Genomic DNA, 17173 nt, shown 5'->3' on the forward strand with positions numbered 1-17173 from the left:
GCTTCTGACCTAGTTAGAGTATAACCGTTATCCGGAAGAGTTAAGCGTGATTTCACAAAAACTTCACGAGTTCGGAACAATTACGGCACATTCCGGTAGCGTTTGTCGTCCGTAAAACCAAGTCCCAGTACTTCATGGGCTTCACTGACGACGAGGAACGCTGACGGATCGATGTGTTTGACGATTTCTTTGAGCGTCGTGATCTCCCCTTGGCGGACGACGACCATCAGCATCGGTTTCCGTGTCCGTGTGAACGCACCTGCTGCCTCGATCTCCGTCGCTCCGCGATCGAGCGTCTCGAAGATTTCCTTCACTAACGCTTCCCGCTGATCGGAGATGATATAGGCGAGCTTGTCGTTCGTGATCCCAAGCTGGACGACGTCGATCATCTTGATTGTGATGAACAAGGCGACGAGCGCATACAATCCGATCTCGAGCGAGAAGATTGTCGCTGCACTGATGACGATCGTTCCGTCGAGCAAGGCAATACAGAGATGGAGCGGCAACTTCGTGAAGCGATGCAAGATTTGCGCAATCAAATCCATTCCCCCGGTCGACGCTCGTCCCCTGAAGATCAGACCGAGTCCGATTCCGACACCGGCACCGCCGAAAATCGCGGCAAGCATCGGATTCATCGTCGCAGCCGGAACATCGAACCGCTCATACACGAGGATGACGACCGGTAAAAAGATTGAACCGACGAGTGATTTGACACCAAAGCCCATCCCGAGGATCATCCACCCGATCGCGAGCAAGACGACGTTTGCGACGAGCTGGAACAAGCCTGGCGAGATCCCGAACAAATCGTTCAAGACGATTGATAAGCCACTAACGCCTCCTGAGGCGAGTTGATTCGGTGCTAAAAATAAACTAAAGGCACTTGCGACGAACAAGGACCCGATTAACAAATACGCATAATCGCGCACGACTTCCTGACGCGTCGATGTCATGACATTCCATTTCCCCTTATCGATTGATTCTCGTGTTTCATTTTAGCGGAAAAGTCAGACAACGACTAGAGAGGCGGAACAACTCACAGTGTTCCCTTTATACCGCACTAAAGGGCGGACTGTAGCGGACGATGCCACTAACACCACGCAACCCATTTCGTTCAAGCGCAAGAACGAGAAAGACCTCTGGCGGAACGGGGAACGGCGGCTGAATATCATAGTCGATCGCCCGTTCGAAACCGAACTGTGGATAATAGCTGTCGTGACCAAGCACTACAATGTGTGATTCGCCAGCATCCCGCGCATCCTCAATCACTTGACGGATCAATTCAGAGCCGATGCCCTTTCGTTGCCAGACCGGCAGGACACCGACTGGTGCTAAGGCAAGTGACGGAATGTCATCGATATGGATCCGGCTCAAGAGAACATGACCGACGATTTCCCCTTTGTCGGTCACGGCGACGCGACCAAAAACTGGTTGCGCCGCATCGTCCTCGCGTAACGCATCAACGAGGTTCGCTTCGTTTGGTTGTTCGAACGCTGCTTCATGGACAAGCCGGATTCCCGCTGCATCCTTAAAGCCTTCTTTCCGAATAATCATTAGCTATTGCTCCCTTCGAGTGGTTTCGTTGCGAGAAGCGTGAACTCGGACGGGATGTTCTCACCGTTCCAGCCACGATGCTCGTCGAACCGGTCTAATGTGAATCGCGTCGCGATGACGCCGTTTAAAATCTCACTCAGCGTAAAGTAACGGACGGAGACCTCCGGAAAATCGACTTGCTCCTCGTCCGTAAAGTGTGTCTTATACGCCAAGTCACCCGCTTGTACCGCTTGATCGAAATAACGCGGTCGATACGTCAACTCCGCATCAATCCAGCGTCCGACCGGATGAAAATCGCTAAGGATCAACTGTCCGCCGGGCCGCAAGATTGTAAAGAGAATCTGCAGAAAACGCTCGAAATCCGCAAAATAATGCAAAATCCCGCCTTCTAAGTAGAGGAGATCAAACGTATCGCGATATCGTTCAAGATCAATCGCATAGAGATCACCGACGACATAGTGGATTGATGTCTCAGCATGGTGCGCCAGTTCAAGCGCATACTTGGCATTCTCCTCCGAGATATCGAACACGGTGACGTCTGCCCCGAGTAACGCTAACGGCACCGCCTTGCGTCCGTTCGAACCACAGATGTTCGCGATCGTCTTCCCGGCGACGTCTTCGAAATGACGACGATGTTTCTTCAAACATGCGGCTGGATCTTGTTTGATGATCGCAGCATATTCCGCCGGTGTTCCGTCGCGTTTCTCCCAAAATTCATACGCCCGGTACTCCCACGCTTGTTTGTTGATCCGACTTTGCTCCTGCATGACTGTTCCCCCTTTGACGGTCAAAAAACCAGTCGAACATCGTCCGACTGGTTGATTGTCTTACATATTCATCAGACGGAGGTATGCATCGATGAAGCCCATGATGTCACCATCCATTGCTCCTTGCGTGTTCCCGACTTCATAGTTCGTCCGGTGATCCTTGACCATGCTGTATGGGTGGAAGACGTACGAACGGATTTGGCTACCCCATGCGATATCCGATTTTTCACCACGGATCTCGTCGAGTTTCTTTTGTTGCTCTTCGATTTCACGTTGGTAGAGTTTCGCTTTCAACATTTTCATTGCTGCTTCACGGTTTTTGATCTGCGACCGTTCTTGTTGACAAGAGACGACGACGCCTGTCGGAACGTGTGTGATCCGGACAGCCGAGTCCGTCGTATTGATGTGCTGACCACCGGCACCAGAGGCACGGTACGTATCGATCCGTAAATCTTCCGTACGGACTTCGATGTCGATGTCATCGTTGAATTCCGGCATGACGTCACACGAGACGAACGATGTATGACGGCGACCTGACGAGTCAAACGGTGAGATCCGGACTAAACGATGGATCCCTTTTTCGGCTTTTAAGTATCCATAGGCATTGTGCCCTTGAATACGGAGCGTGACCGATTTAACACCTGCTTCATCACCCGGTTGGTAGTCCATCGTTTCGACTTTCCAGCCTTGCTTGTCGCAGAAACGTTGGTACATCCGCAACAGCATCGATGCCCAGTCTTGCGACTCGGTACCACCTGCACCTGGGTGTAGCTCGAGGATCGCGTTGTTCGCGTCATATTCGCCGTTCAAGAGGATTTGTAGTTCGAAGTCTTCGAACTTCTTCTTAAGGTCGCCAAGTTCTGACTCGAGCTCTTCTTGAAGATCCGCATCCGGCTCTTCCTTGATCAATTCGTATGTCAAAGCGACGTTTTCGTGACCTGCTTCGAGTTCTTTGTATTTGTCGACCATCGCTTTTAAGCCGTTCGACTCATCGATGACTTTTTGTGCCGATTCCTGGTTGTTCCAGAAGTCTGGGTATGTCATCTCGTTTTCAAGTTCTTCGATTCGGGCAATCTTCGACTCGAGGTCGAGTGATGCCTTATATTCGTCGAGTTTCTTTTCCATCCACTCGGCGGTGTTGCGAATTTCTGCTAATTCCATGTGTTCCACCTTCTCTTTCCGTGAAAAGAGGCAGGAATCTCCTGCCTCTCTTTCAGTCGATTCATCACTTATGCCTGACGGCCGTGACAGTTCTTATATTTCTTACCGGATCCACACCAGCACGGATCGTTGCGTCCGATTTGGTCATTTGGATTTTTCCGGACCGGCTTTTTCTTGACCGCTTTATCTTCCTTACCTGAAACAGCGACTTCGTCTTGGACGACTTTTTCACGTTTGAGGTTTGGATCGAGATCTGCCCGAAGGACGAATTGTGTCACTTCTTCAGCAATCGCAGCGTTCATCGCATCAAACATCATCGAACCTTCCGATTGGTATTCACGGAGCGGGTCGTTTTGACCGTATGCCCGGAGGTGAATCCCTTCACGGAGTTGATCCATTTGATCGATATGGTTCATCCAGTGTTGGTCAACGGCACGAAGAACGATGACTTTTTCGAACTCATCGAATGCTTCGGCTGGTACTTCTGACCGTTTGTGCTCGTAGTGTGCGAATGTCCGCTCTTTGAGCAACTCGATGATTTCTTCGCGTTCTTTTCCGAAGAGGTCGCTTTCCGTGACCTTCTCTTCGATCGCGAGCGTCTGGTTTGCCCACTCCGCAAGCGCACCGATGCTCCACTCTTCCGGAACGAACTCGACCGGCGTGTACTGATGGACGCCTGCTTCGATCGTCTGCTCGATCATCGGACGGACGATATCTGACACGGAGCCCGCATCAAGGATCGCTGCCCGGTCCGCGTACATGACTTTCCGTTGGTCCGCCATGACGTTATCGTAGCCGAGGACTTGTTTCCGCGCATCAAAGTTGTTGCCTTCGACGCGTTTTTGAGCCGATTCAACGGCACGAGACACCATCCGGCTCTCGATTGGTTGTGAATCATCCATTCCGAGACGATCCATCATCGATTGCAGCGAATCAGAACCGAAACGACGCATCAATTCATCTTCAAGTGACAGATAGAATTGTGATGCCCCTGGGTCCCCTTGACGACCGGCACGACCACGGAGCTGGTTATCGATCCGACGTGATTCATGACGCTCTGTTCCGAGGATGTAGAGACCGCCTTTTTCCAATACACCTTGACCGAGCTTGATGTCGGTACCACGACCGGCCATGTTCGTTGCGATCGTGACCGAGTTCGCTTGACCGGCGTTCTCGATGATTTCCGCTTCACGCGCGTGGTTCTTCGCGTTCAAGACTTCGTGACGGATGCCACGTTTCTTGAGGATATTGCTGAGTAACTCCGACGTCTCAACGGCAACCGTACCGACGAGGACAGGCTGTCCTTCGCGGTGGGCACGTTCGATTTCGTCTGCGACGGCAGCAAACTTCCCGTTCATCGTCTTGAAGATCAAGTCCGGCATATCGTTTCGGACGACTGGTTTGTTCGTCGGAACCGGTACGACGTGCATGTTGTAGATGTTACGGAACTCTTCTTCCTCTGTCTTCGCTGTACCCGTCATCCCGGCAAGCTTCGTATACATCCGGAAGAAGTTTTGGTACGTGATCGTCGCAAGCGTCATTGATTCGCGTTGAATCTCGACGCCTTCCTTCGCTTCGATCGCTTGGTGCAGACCTTCCGAGTAACGACGCCCTTCCATGACACGACCTGTGAACTGGTCGATGATCATGACTTCGTCTTCACGAACCATATAGTCGACATCACGATGCATGACGGCGTTTGCTCGGAGTGCGAGGCTCAAGTGATGGTTGAGTGAGACGTGCTCGAGACCAAACAAGTTATCGATGCCGAAGTATTTCTCAGCGCGGTCGATCCCTTGCTCCGTCAACAGGACACTCTTCGTTTTGATGTCGACCGTGTAGTCTTCATCTGCCTTCATGATTTTCGCAAATGCATCAGCTTGTGAATAGAGTGCTGTCGATTTCTCGGCAGACCCTGAGATGATGAGTGGTGTCCGCGCTTCATCGACGAGAATCGAGTCGACTTCATCGACGACGGCGTAATGGAGCGGTCTTTGAACACGGTCTTCTTTATACAGGACCATGTTGTCACGCAAGTAGTCGAAACCGAACTCGTTGTTCGTTCCGTACGTGATGTCACAGCTGTATGCTGCTTGTTTTTCCTGACGCGACATGCTTGAGAGGTTCAAGCCGACCGATAGACCAAGGGCCGCATAAAGAGGTTCCATGATGTCACGGTCACGTTTTGCAAGATATTCGTTGACGGTAACGACGTGAACGCCGTTGCCAGCGAGGGCATTCAAATAAACAGGGAGTGTCGCGACGAGCGTCTTACCTTCCCCGGTCTTCATTTCGGCGATATCACCGTTATGCAGGACATATCCACCGATCAACTGAACGCGGTAGTGGCGCATGCCGAGAACGCGTGTCGAAACTTCGCGACAGACGGCGAAAGCTTCCGGTAAAATATCATCTAAGTCTTCTCCGTTAGCGAGACGCTCACGGAATTCAACGACTTTTCCTTCGAGTTCTTGATCCGATAACGCACCGATTTGTGTCTCGAATGATTCCACAGCATCTGCTGCTTTTTCGGCTTTCTTCAGGACACGTTTCGTTGGTGCAAATAATTCTTTTAGAAAATTAGCCATGCCTTACAGTCCCCTTACTTCGAACGATTCTTTGAACGAACAGAATTCCGAGATTTTTCCTTTATTCAGTGTACCGAATACGACGTCAAATTTCAACAAGCGGACCGAGTAGCGGTCTCGGTCTTTTGTCATAGAGCAAACGTACCTTGTGTAAAAATAGTTTTTCATCATATCAAAAAGGGACCCGCCCGTAAGAGCGAGTCCCTGTTGTATTCATTATTCTGGTTCAATCAAACCGTAACGACCATCCTTACGACGGTAGACGACGTTCGTGTTGCCCGTTTCTGCGTCTGAGAAGACGAAGAATGCGTGTCCGAGCATGTCCATCTGAAGAATTGCTTCTTCCGTATCCATTGGTTTGAGTGTGAAACGCTTCGTCCGAACGAGTTCGAGTTCTGCCTCGTCCTCTTCATAGACAGGCGCTTCCGCTTCCGGTCCTTCGAGCGTTTTGAAGTACTCTCCGATGCCGCCTTCTTTAGCGCGCCCTCTCCGGTTCAACTTTGTTTTGTGTTTCCGGATCTGACGTTCGAGCTTATCGACGACGAGGTCGATCGCTGCATACATATCGCCATTGATGTCCTCTGCACGGAGCAAGAGGTTTGGCATTGGAATCGTCACTTCGACTTTTTGCTTCTCATTGTTGACTTTGAGATTGACATAAGCCGTTTGCGCTTCCGTAGGAGTTGTAAAATAACGAGTTAACTTTTCAAGCTTTTTCTCGACGTAATCCTTGAGAGCATCTGTGACGTCCAAGTTTTCACCGCGAATGTTGTAGATCATGTAAACTCCTCCTTAAGTAACCGGTTGAACCTATGAATTCGAGATGATTCAGTCGTTTCCTTCTGAATATTCGAAATTCTTTGGTTCGTTTTTATTATAGCACGATAAGTGAAGGAAGACCATGAAAACGATGACATTCTCATGAACGTTCCCATCTGTTCTTAGCGTACGATAATATTGAAGCATGTTGATGTTAACGTATATACCCGTTTTATTCGAACTCAAAACAAAAACCGCTTTTAGGCGAATAGCCTAAAAACGGTGGCGGCTGCTATTGGATTAGATCTTTGAAACGTTCGCAGCTTGTGGACCACGATCGCCTTCAACGATTTCAAATTCCACTTCTTCGCCTTCTTCAAGTGATTTGTAACCATCGACTTGAATCGCTGAGAAGTGTACGAATACGTCTTTCGCGTCAGACGTCTCGATGAAACCATAACCCTTTTCAGCATTAAACCATTTTACTTTACCTTGTTCCATTCGAATTCACGTTCCCTTCGCAAACCAGAGTTCGAGAGCAAGCTCTCTACGGCTTAGTCTATCAAAAGAAGGAATTATTTACAATTAAAAATTCTGATTAATTTGAATTCATTCAGAAAAATGAATAATATTCCCTACTTATTGGTCTATATTTCAAAAAATTACGTTGTCATTACAGTTGTATTATTGTATTATATCGTTAGTAATTACCTATTTTATCCATTGTCCTATCTTAAGGAGGATGTAGTCGAATGCGACCATTCCATAATGACGAAAAGTATCGAATCACGAAACGGACGGTGGCGATTCTCCCGTGCTACGACATGATGAAGCAATCCATCATCGTACTCGAGGATGGCTCGACCATCATGACACCGCTTCGGCCGTATCAACTACTGCAGCTTTCCTGCAGGCAATACAACAGTTCCATCGAGGAACGCATCGTGACAGCAAAACGTGTCGCATCTGTAAAAGGAAAAGTCCCAGTCGTCATTGAACCGACACTTGGCCTCGTGTTTTTCCCAACGAAATCACCGAAACGTGATGATTGCGAGTGGTACGCTTGGAGCCACATGTCCGAAGTCATCGAGGAAGACGGACAGACGAAGCTCAAGACTCGTAATGGCATGATCCTTCCCGTAAACGCCTCTCCTTACATCGTCCGCAACCAAATGAAAGCAACTGGCGAGCTGATGGCTCGTTATCAACAATTGAACGCGATGACATTAGAGGAACGCTTTAATGCAATCAAATCTTAAGCAGTGACCGTAAAAAAATCAGGGTTGGGCGATGAATTCGCTCAATCCTTTTTGGTTTCTGCCGATATATAATGAGATGACAGTTTTAAAAAACAAGGAGGCTTCTCGATGAACATCCAATTGAACCCGGCACGTCCGGCGCAATCCCCTGGTCAGACGCCGCTTTCGGAGACGAAGACCTATAAGGGAACGGTCCTTGAGCAGACCGGACCACATACGGCTCTCGTCCAGGTCGGTCGGGATAAGATCGAGATGACCTTCACGGGCGACGTCCCGACAGGTGATTTTCAGTTCAAGGTCAAAGGACAGACCGCAGAAGGTTACTTGATTGAACAATTGACGCCCGCGACACCAGACGCGGAAACCCCACCCGTCCTGTCCGTTCCGTCAAACGTTGATCCTGCCTTGCTAGAAGGCGTGCCGGCTGAACTGAAACAGGCCGTCGCAAAGTTACTTGCAAGCGGTCAACTGCCGCAAACACCAGAAATCGTCGCCCAACTCGTGACGGCACTGCAAGGCACTTACAAGGATTTAGCACTCGAACTCGTGTCGCGACCAGACACAGCACTGCCAGTTGATGCTGATGTCTTGATTGCAAGTCTCCTTGCGACGACGGAAGACTATCCGGACGTCCTCCCAGAGCGCGACGCCTTAAAGGAACAACCGACATTCGAAAAAGCCGTCGCGCTTGATGTCGCCCGCGTGACGCTACCGACGCAACGCGAGATCGAGACAGCGTCGCCCCTGCATATCCGTCAATACATTGAACATCTACCAGCGGAAAAACGTCCAGCACTCGTCGCTACGATCGAACGTGGCGATATCGAAACAGTCCGCAAACAACTCGCGCCCTACTTCCCGCAAGCGCCGCTCGAGCCAAAGACGAGCGTCCGCGAGCAACTGATTGGTCTGACGGCACGTGCGAGTCAACCAGAACCAACAACGGGGCAAACGACACCGGTCCGCTCTGCCTTGACACTTGTCCGCGAAGTGACGCCACGGCTCGCTGAGATTACGAATGATTTCAAGAGCCAACAGCGAACGATCGTTTCGCAACTCCGGCAAATCGAACCGCTCGTCGAGACACGTCCGGTCCAGATGGTCGCCGTCATCGAGAGCACGGCGCAACGCTTAAAACAAGTCTTCCAGCAAACAGATGCCTTACTGCATACCTCGATGAAAGATGAAAAACAGCTGATTCATTTCTTATCGAAACTCGAACGGGGCGCGGAACTGGCATTACTCGGACGCGGAACAGAGGCAAAAGCCGTCTTACAGGAAGTCCGGATCGCATTCGAAGCCTTCCGTTATGCGCCGGCGAACGTCCGCCCGACCTACTTACCGGAGATGCAAGGACTGCCACCGCAAGCACCAACGCTACCAGCGCAAGTAGCAACAAAAGCCGTTCCATATGAGCCGCAGCAGAACAGCCCACGACTTTTGCAAGAAACCGTCCAAAAGACGCTTCAGCTTCAGACGGCAGAACTGAAACTGAGTACACCGGCAGCGAACCCCGAAGCCGCCAAATTGCAGACGTTCCTTGCAGCGCAACAGCAAGTCAATAAACCGGATAGCCAGCAACAGTTGAACCAGATTCTCCTGGCGTTACCGGTCCAACTCGTCGAAGCGACGGCAGGACTCCACGTTCACTTGCAAAATAAACGTCCGGACGAAGTGATCGACTGGGAAAACAATACGTTGTATGTCCAGCTCAATACGCCGCGCCTCGGTGAAATCGGTGTCCGCGTTGAGACCGTCAACCGAAAGATGCAGATCACGATTGAAAATGATTTCCCAGTTCTTGAACAACTGGCGACCCCGTTCCTCGACCGAACGACGGATGCCTTGCAAGCGACCGGTTACCAAGACGTCCGAATCCAGTTCCGTCCGTTCACGCGCGAGCAAGTGACGGAGACCGTCAAACAAGACGAGATACCGCGTGGCTACGACTATCGTATCTAAAAAGGAGAGACCGTTATGTATCAGAAAATCGATTTAACCGGACGCAAGACCGCTGCCGTCCTCCGCTACGATGAAGCATCCGGTCAAGCACCGGTCGTCGTCGCTCGGGCCAGCGGACAAGCCGCCGATCGAATCCTACAAGAAGCACGAGCAAACGGTGTCGCGATCGAACACGATACGTCACTGCTCGGTCACTTACTTGATCTTGATCTCGGAACAGCGATTCCCCCGCAACTGTACGACGTGATGGCAGAACTGCTCTTATTGATCGAAGAACTCGACAACGCGAAAGGACGGCAAACATGACAGAACAAGAACTCTACGCGATGACCCCGCAACAGCTGACGGAAGTCATGCTGACGGGGCTCGTCCTACAATATGATCGCGCCACGATTGCGCGTGACGCGAACCGCTTTGACGAAGTCAACGAACGTTTACAAAAAGCCTATCAGTTACTCGACAAACTGCAGGCAGGGTTACACGACGACGGTGGCATCATCACCGCACAACTCGATGCCATCTACCACTATCTTGCCGAGCAGACGTTACACGTCTATAAGACACCAAGTATCTTAGACGAACTACTCGAACTGGCAGAAGACTTACGCGTCACTTGGCAAGCGGCGCAGACCGTCGATCGACCACTCGTGCGCGCCGCACATCATCAACGATACGAAGGGATGGAATACGAATGAGAATCACGAATAACGTCCAAGCCTTGAAGGCTTATCGCAACCTCAGCATCAACCAGGCGAACGTCAAGACGACGATGGATAAACTATCGAGCGGTCAGAAGATCAACCGGGGTGCGGATGATGCAGCTGGTCTCGCGATCTCGGAGAAGATGCGTAATCGCTTGAAGGCACTTGATAAAGCGGAACAGAATGTCCTCGATGGTGTCTCGATGATTCAGACGGCTGAAGGCGGCTTGAGTGAAACGCATAATCTGTTGCAACGGATGCGCGAACTCGCCGTCCAAGCTGGTAACAGCACACTCGCGACAGAAGACCGGACAGCAATTCAAGAAGAGATCAACCAGTTGACGAACGAAGTCTCGCGGATCGCGAAGACGACCCAGTTCAACGGCAAAGAATTGTTGAGCGGCAAGTTCAACGATGCCGACAGTGCCCTGTTCATCCAAACGAATGCGGGAGCCAACGAAGGCATCTCGATCACGATTAACGACATGCAAGCCCTCGCGATTGGTGTCAGTTCAACGACACAAGCTGATCCGTCAATCCGTCCGCTTGATTTCCCGAGTGGTGATGCACCCGAGTATGCCCTTAGCGTCATGACGGCAACGGACGCGAATGACGCGATCAGCCAGTATACGAAAGCAATCGATACGATCTCCCAGCAACGGGCACAACTCGGGGCAATCCAGAACCGGTTCGAAGCAACATCATCCGTCCTCAGTGTCAGCGTCGAGAACTTAACAGCGTCGGAATCACGGATTCGCGATACTGATATGGCGCGTGAGATGATGGAATATGCGAAATACAACATCCTTAACCAATCGGGGATGGCAATGATCGCTCAAGCGAACGCCTTGCCGCAAGGCGTCTTACAATTACTCAACTAAGGAGGCAGACCCGATGGATATCCGCCGCATCCAAGAAACGCAACGACTCCAGTCCTTAAAGGGTGGTCCGCGTGAAGTCGAAGCGTCGACGACCTTCTCTGCCTTGATGCAAGAGAAACGGGACCACAAAGGTTACGAGCGCCTGCAACAAAAGCTCGCGCTCGTCGAAGAACACGGACAATTGCTCGCTGAGAGCCAGACGATCGAACATCTCGAAAGCTACAAAGAAAAGATTAAGGATTTCCTAAAAGATGCCCTCGACCAATCGCAACAACTTGAAGAAAAGCGTGGCTTTAATCGCCGCGGTCGGACGAAAATCTATAAAGTCGTCGAACAAGTCGATGCAAAGCTCCTCCAGTTGACGAATACCGTCATCTCTGGTGAGTCGCGCCGTCTCGATATCCTCGACCAAATCGGCGAAATCAAAGGGATGCTCGTCAACGTTTTCGTTTAATTCAAATTAGAGGAGTTCCTCCACATGCCAGACCTATATCTAAAAAAATGTACCTGCCCCTTCTGCCTGAAGACGACAGAAACGAAACGAGTCCTGTCGCGGCATATCCGTGTCGCTTCGACGGACTTTGATGGCTTCATCCGTCATCAAGGCGTCAACGTCTATCTCTATGAACCGGTTCAGTGTAGTCATTGTCGGTTCTTCTTCCACGAGTCGTTCGGAAAGTTATCACCAGACGTTCGGGCGACCTTACAAGATCACATCCTGCCGACGCTTCCTGTCTTACCATTTGCCGGGACGGAGCGGACGATCGAGCAGGCAATTCAGCTCTATAAGCTTTGCCTCTACACGGCTCAAGTGACGGAGCAAAAACCAGCGATCCAAGCGATGCTCGGAGTTCGTCTATCCTGGTTGCATCGTTTGACCGGTCAATCAGCGGAAGAACAACTCTGGGCCAACCGAGCAATCGAGAAGTATGTCTCGCTTTACGAAAATTACACATCCGTTAAAGAAAGTGGTATTCCAGAAGATGTTCTATGGCTTCGGATTGCTGATTTATATGCTGTGACAAAAGACAAAGAACATGCCCGTTTATGGTACAGCCGTTTGTTCCAAAGTCAAACGGCGACCGACAAAGTTAAAAAAGACGCACGAACCCACTGGGAATGGGTGCAAGAGCAGGATTGATCCTTGTTCGTCAATAGACGCAACAAGGATTTTTTTCCCCACTCGTCGAAAGGAGCCAACACACCGCTTCAGGAAAGGAGGTCCGCGATGCGACCGACGTTACCGCTTCTTTATTTACTCATCACCTATGGGGTGATGTTACTCGTTAGCAGAACACCATTCGTTCCAATAATTGCCGTTCTTGCGACGCTACTTGCTGTGACGTTCGTCGCTGTTAAAGCAAGGCGTTGGTTCTTTCCGAAACACCCGGAACGTTCGGTCGGCATCGCGATTCTCTTGTTCGCAAGTGGTCTCTGGATCAACTTTATCCTGACCTTCTTTCCGCACCCACCGGAAGTCGACTCTGCTGCGAACCTGACATTGACCGCCTTTTTAATGTTGACGGCCATCGCCTTTTCCCGATTGATCGACTGGTCATCGATCCGTCATGCGCGGCTTCTCTACGTCGACGGTATCCTCTTATTCGGGATGGTCTTCGTCTTCGGTTACACGGTCATATTGCAACATGTACCGACGTTCGCTCGCTCCGACATCGAGTTCGTTGCCATGCTCGGCTACGCGATTAGTTTTATTGCGCAGTTGTTCTTCTTTCTGGTCTTATATGCGACAGGACTTCGTGGACCAGCACACAGACGACTGATCCGCGCGATGATGGTATTCATCTTGGCGAACTTCGGTTATTATACGTTCTTCGTTCGTGATGAGTTGACGTTCGCTGCTTGCTTCTTCCCGCTTTATGCGGTCAGTTTGCATGAACTAGCTGTCTATTTCAAAGATGTCCCACCAAAGCAACCGGCACGCGATCGACTCGGGCGACCGTATTTGCCGTATATTAGTTTGCTTGTTCTGATGACAGGCATCACGTTCCTCCCGATGGCGCAGGATGTCTACTTCCCGACCCTGATCATTTTGTTCTCGTTGTTTACGTTCCGGCAGTTTTTCTCCGAACGTCTCAATCGTCAGTTACTAACGGAACTCGAGACGTTCGAAGTCGATTTGACACACCGGATCGACCGCCATACAACACAACTCGAACTCCGGAAGGAAGAGTACCGCCGCCTGTTCCTCGCCCACCCACAACCGATCATTCGTTTCGACGGCAATGGGCATGAGAAAGCGATGAATCCGGCAGCAGAACGTTACTTCCCGCACGGGTATGTTCCTGATGCGTTAGTCGATCAATTGATTGCGGCATTTCTGAAACTTGAGACTGGTGAAAAACAACTCTTGATGCGTCCCGTCGACGGACGGACATTCGAAGTGACGTTGATTCCGATTCCGGGTGAAGCAGATCTTTACGTCATTCTGTCCGATTTGACGGAAGCCTTATCGCAAGAAAAATGGCTCCAGGAGCTCGGTTATCACGACGCCTTGACGGCACTTCCGAATCGCCGGTATTTCGAGGATCACCTTGGAGCGCAGCTCGCAACCTTAACCGAAGGATCACTACTATTCATCGACCTTGACGGCTTTAAGCAGATTAATGACCGCTATGGGCATGACGCCGGCGATTATGTCTTGCAGGAGACAGCACGGCGCTTGCAACTTGATTTAATACAGGATGATTTAGCGGCGCGCCTCGGTGGAGATGAATTCATCGTTTTCCTCGCTCGCAGTCGCGCGGAGACGATCACCTACGCTGAGAATGTCCTCCTTCGCTTGAACGATCCCTTCTTCTTTGACGCTACTGCGATGCAGGTCACGCCGTCAATCGGCATCGCTCGTTATCCCGAGGATGGTCGGACGACGAGTCTGCTCTTAATTCGCGCCGACGAAGCGATGTACACCGTCAAGCAGGAAGAGAAGAACGCCTACCGCTTTAAATGAACGGCAAAATGCCCTATCCATGGAAATGGACAGGGCATTTTTAGTGAGCTTACGACTCACGACGATATTTTTCTTCTTCATAAGCATCTGGCGCATCGGAGACAGGGCGTTCGAACTCTTCCCATGATTCCGATTCAACGTCCGGTTCAATGAACTGATCGTACGAGCCATCCGATTGGAAATACGGCTGCGGTACCGAACGTTTCTTGTCTTCCCGCTTGGTCACGAAAGATCCCTCCCTCACACAAGAAAGTTACTGACGAGAATCAAAATACGGTGAAAAACTATGATCGACTTCCTCATACGGATCAACGTACGATTTACGACTCGTTTGCGTCTGACGCAACTGACTGATTTGTACCCCTAATTTAGCCGTTTCTGCTGATAATTTCAAGTCGATTTTTCGACTATCAGCGACGAGTTCCTGGATGACGGCTTGGTTGGCACCGGCTAGCAGATTCGAGTGTGCCGCGATGAATGCTTCTCGTTCGTTCAGCAGACCTTGAATCTTCTCGATCCATTCATCATACGTCTCTTCATTCGGCGTTTGATCAAGTAATTCAATCAATCGTTTCGTCTTCAGGCGAAGCGGATCGAGCGGACTCATCGTTGCCGTGCGAGTTTCATCGCTTCTTTCCACGTCTCGCGGAACTCCTCGGCAAAACCGATCACTTCGTCAATTGCAACCAAATCATTTTTTACGTTGGCATCAATCAGCCGTGTTTGCATGTAGTCATACAGACTGTTCAAATCCTTTGATAAGGCGATCGATTGATTCAACGTCAATTGCAATTCGGTAATGATTGCTTGTGCTTTTTGGATATTCGTATTTTTTTGTTCAATCATCTTCTGTTCGATCGCTCGTTTTGCGAGCATTGAGAATTTAATCAAGCCTTCGTATAACATCAACGTTAAATCTTGAGGTAACGCCGTCGTTACCGAGTTCGTCTGATACGTTGCATAAGGGTTCATCGCGTTTCCTCCTTTTTATTGTCCTTGTCCGAGATAACCGGCAAGCGTCGCCGATTGACTGTTCGCTTGATTCATTGCTTGTTCCATCGCCGCGAATCGGCGATAGTAACTGTCTTCTTTTCGTTTCAACTTGTCTTCCCACGACAACATACTCTTATCGAGATCAGCGAGTGATTTTCCGAGTCGATACGTCGTCGCTACCGCTCCGTCACGTCCAGCGACGCCAGAAATCTTATCACGAAGTGTCGTCGCAAATCCTTGAATCTGACGCACGAATCCGTCCAGTCCATTTGGGTTTGGAACGGTGTTACCTTGCCCATCTTTCGTCGGTTCCGGCGCATCAGCTGTGAATAGTTTAAAGACACCTTCCGGCTGTTCTTCAAGCATCTTCTTCAATTTCGTCTCATCTATTTTTAGCTTTCCACCGTCACGAAAGTCACTCGTTGAAGTGATCCCGATTTGCGACATGTACCGGAGTTGAATTGTATCCGTACCTGACGTATACGAGTAACCCGTATCGACCTTTGACGAGATTGCACTCCTAAACTGATTCAGCCCGTCCTGCAAGTAGCTATCATTCTTGAGAACACCGCTCATTGCTTTTTCTTCCCATTTTTTGACTTCGTCCTCACTTAGTTCTTTCCTTTGCGCATTCGTCAATGGTTGGAAATCACGATACTTCTCCTCACGAACCTTTTTGTTCATTTTATCGATGACATCGTTGTATTTATCGACGAAGTTCTTAATCGAATCAAAGTTTTTCTGTGTATCGAGTGTCGTATTAATCGTCGTCGCTGTCGTCGAGACATTATTTAACGTGATTGTCAGTCCGTTTTGCGTGAACGTGTTCGTTGTCTGTTCGAGTTCTTGTCCACCAATCGTGTACTTCGCATTCTGTCCTTCACGACCGAATGTGCTGTCTTGTGAATTAACCTTCGCAGTATTATCTGATGCATCGACGATCGAGATTTCCGCTCCCGCGGTGTTTAAGTTACCGGTACTCGTTTTCGTTAAGACCAGTTTTCCTGTTAAATCGTTGAAGACGGCATTCATTCCAAGACTGGTTTTACCGTTGATCGCTGCTGTTAAGTCAGAGATTTTTTGTGTTGCGTCCAGTTGCAGTGTCTCCGTCACCGCTACGCCCGTTGCATCAAATGTATTGATTTGGACATTGATTTTGCCATTCGCATCTTTCGTGAACAGTCCACTTTCTTCAAGAGTTGCATCACTCTTCTTTCCGCTTGCCGCAATGAGTGTTACGGATGCAGCACTCGCGAGTTGACTAATACTGTCAATCGTCACACTGCCAGTTGACGCTGTTGGACTCGCCGTCACCGTCAACGCCGTCGGATTCGAGCTCGTGACCGTTTTCGATTGATAATTCTTTGATAATAACATGTCACTTGCAGCTGTCCGAAAATCAAGCAATGCCCGATTCATCTCTCTGTACGCATCACGTTGCCATGTCAACGTCTGTTTCTTTTGCGATAAACGATCAACCGGTGCTCGCTCCGCCTGCATCAATTGTTTAATCATCGTTTCCGTATCAATCCCACTCGCAAGACCACTTAGTCGAATCCCTGCCATCCAATCAGTCCTTTCTG

General features: G+C 50.0%; 20 protein-coding genes. 8 read left to right on the forward strand and 12 right to left on the reverse strand.

The window, feature by feature from the left end; genetic code table 11:
- Positions 1 to 80 precede the first annotated feature (80 nt).
- The 8 genes from KNQ11_RS09630 to KNQ11_RS09660 form a co-directional block, all read right to left on the reverse strand.
- Entirely contained in the window at positions 81 to 950 is an 870-nt protein-coding gene (locus KNQ11_RS09630) for a YitT family protein (protein ID WP_023469242.1), read from the reverse strand.
- A 97-nt stretch (positions 951 to 1047) separates the two neighbouring features.
- A complete protein-coding gene (locus KNQ11_RS09635) occupies positions 1048 to 1551 on the reverse strand; it encodes a GNAT family N-acetyltransferase (protein WP_214771300.1) in 504 nt (167 codons plus the stop codon).
- Positions 1551 to 2318: a class I SAM-dependent methyltransferase gene (locus KNQ11_RS09640; protein ID WP_214771303.1), complete on the reverse strand. Its 768-nt coding sequence runs from the start codon at positions 2316 to 2318 to the stop codon at positions 1551 to 1553. The genes KNQ11_RS09635 and KNQ11_RS09640 overlap by 1 nt, the downstream gene beginning before the upstream one ends.
- A 60-nt stretch (positions 2319 to 2378) precedes the next feature.
- Complete coding sequence (gene prfB, locus KNQ11_RS09645; RefSeq protein WP_023469245.1) at positions 2379 to 3479, reverse strand: peptide chain release factor 2; 1101 nt, start codon at positions 3477 to 3479, stop codon at positions 2379 to 2381.
- Between the two features lie 68 nt (positions 3480 to 3547).
- Positions 3548 to 6067 carry a preprotein translocase subunit SecA gene (gene secA / locus KNQ11_RS09650; RefSeq protein ID WP_214723912.1) on the reverse strand — a complete coding sequence of 840 codons (2520 nt, stop codon included), beginning with the start codon at positions 6065 to 6067 and terminating at the stop codon, positions 3548 to 3550.
- 3 nt (positions 6068 to 6070) lie between these two features.
- Positions 6071 to 6199, reverse strand: coding sequence for a hypothetical protein (locus tag KNQ11_RS16910; protein ID WP_255343755.1), 129 nt, complete (start codon positions 6197 to 6199; stop codon positions 6071 to 6073).
- An 84-nt stretch (positions 6200 to 6283) separates the two neighbouring features.
- Entirely contained in the window at positions 6284 to 6847 is a 564-nt protein-coding gene (gene hpf, locus KNQ11_RS09655) for a ribosome hibernation-promoting factor, HPF/YfiA family (protein ID WP_023469247.1), read from the reverse strand.
- Between the two features lie 279 nt (positions 6848 to 7126).
- The gene (locus tag KNQ11_RS09660; protein WP_023469248.1) at positions 7127 to 7327 is read right to left on the reverse strand and encodes a cold shock domain-containing protein; all 201 of its coding nucleotides are present in this window, start codon (positions 7325 to 7327) and stop codon (positions 7127 to 7129) included.
- A gap of 251 nt (positions 7328 to 7578) precedes the next feature.
- Here KNQ11_RS09660 and KNQ11_RS09665 point away from each other — a divergent pair, with 251 nt between their 5' ends.
- From KNQ11_RS09665 to KNQ11_RS09700, 8 genes are all read left to right on the forward strand, one after another.
- Positions 7579 to 8085, forward strand: coding sequence for a competence protein ComK (locus KNQ11_RS09665; protein WP_029342501.1), 507 nt, complete (start codon positions 7579 to 7581; stop codon positions 8083 to 8085).
- Between the two features lie 108 nt (positions 8086 to 8193).
- Positions 8194 to 10047, forward strand: a complete 1854-nt coding sequence (locus KNQ11_RS09670; RefSeq protein ID WP_214771307.1) for a hypothetical protein — start codon at positions 8194 to 8196, stop codon at positions 10045 to 10047.
- Between the two features lie 15 nt (positions 10048 to 10062).
- Positions 10063 to 10353, forward strand: coding sequence for an EscU/YscU/HrcU family type III secretion system export apparatus switch protein (locus KNQ11_RS09675; RefSeq protein ID WP_029342503.1), 291 nt, complete (start codon positions 10063 to 10065; stop codon positions 10351 to 10353).
- Positions 10350 to 10742, forward strand: a complete 393-nt coding sequence (locus tag KNQ11_RS09680; protein WP_149427778.1) for a flagellar export chaperone FliS — start codon at positions 10350 to 10352, stop codon at positions 10740 to 10742. Before KNQ11_RS09675 ends, KNQ11_RS09680 begins: the two co-directional genes overlap by 4 nt.
- Positions 10739 to 11629: a flagellin N-terminal helical domain-containing protein gene (locus tag KNQ11_RS09685; protein ID WP_149427779.1), complete on the forward strand. Its 891-nt coding sequence runs from the start codon at positions 10739 to 10741 to the stop codon at positions 11627 to 11629. Before KNQ11_RS09680 ends, KNQ11_RS09685 begins: the two co-directional genes overlap by 4 nt.
- A 13-nt stretch (positions 11630 to 11642) precedes the next feature.
- The gene (locus KNQ11_RS09690) at positions 11643 to 12083 is read left to right on the forward strand and encodes a YaaR family protein (RefSeq protein WP_149427780.1); all 441 of its coding nucleotides are present in this window, start codon (positions 11643 to 11645) and stop codon (positions 12081 to 12083) included.
- A gap of 24 nt (positions 12084 to 12107) precedes the next feature.
- On the forward strand, positions 12108 to 12770 hold the full coding sequence (locus KNQ11_RS09695; RefSeq protein ID WP_064299405.1) for a DUF2225 domain-containing protein: 663 nt from the start codon (positions 12108 to 12110) through the stop codon (positions 12768 to 12770).
- Between the two features lie 87 nt (positions 12771 to 12857).
- The gene (locus KNQ11_RS09700; protein ID WP_214723917.1) at positions 12858 to 14597 is read left to right on the forward strand and encodes a sensor domain-containing diguanylate cyclase; all 1740 of its coding nucleotides are present in this window, start codon (positions 12858 to 12860) and stop codon (positions 14595 to 14597) included.
- A 49-nt stretch (positions 14598 to 14646) separates the two neighbouring features.
- On the opposite strand, the gene KNQ11_RS09705 is transcribed toward KNQ11_RS09700, so the two are convergent.
- The 4 genes from KNQ11_RS09705 to fliD are packed head-to-tail and all read right to left on the reverse strand — an operon-like array spanning position 14647 to position 17156.
- Entirely contained in the window at positions 14647 to 14823 is a 177-nt protein-coding gene (locus tag KNQ11_RS09705; RefSeq protein ID WP_167507588.1) for a hypothetical protein, read from the reverse strand.
- A 27-nt stretch (positions 14824 to 14850) separates the two neighbouring features.
- Complete coding sequence (locus KNQ11_RS09710) at positions 14851 to 15204, reverse strand: hypothetical protein (RefSeq protein ID WP_029342509.1); 354 nt, start codon at positions 15202 to 15204, stop codon at positions 14851 to 14853.
- Positions 15201 to 15569 (reverse strand): flagellar export chaperone FliS, encoded by a 369-nt coding sequence (gene fliS / locus KNQ11_RS09715; protein WP_056063022.1) that lies wholly within the window; start codon positions 15567 to 15569, stop codon positions 15201 to 15203. The genes KNQ11_RS09710 and fliS overlap by 4 nt, the downstream gene beginning before the upstream one ends.
- Positions 15570 to 15584: 15 nt before the next feature.
- Entirely contained in the window at positions 15585 to 17156 is a 1572-nt protein-coding gene (gene fliD, locus KNQ11_RS09720) for a flagellar filament capping protein FliD (protein WP_149427782.1), read from the reverse strand.
- Positions 17157 to 17173 lie beyond the last annotated feature (17 nt).

Source organism: Exiguobacterium sp. s39 (genome assembly GCF_018618925.1).
GTDB lineage: Bacteria > Bacillota > Bacilli > Exiguobacteriales > Exiguobacteriaceae > Exiguobacterium_A > Exiguobacterium_A abrahamii.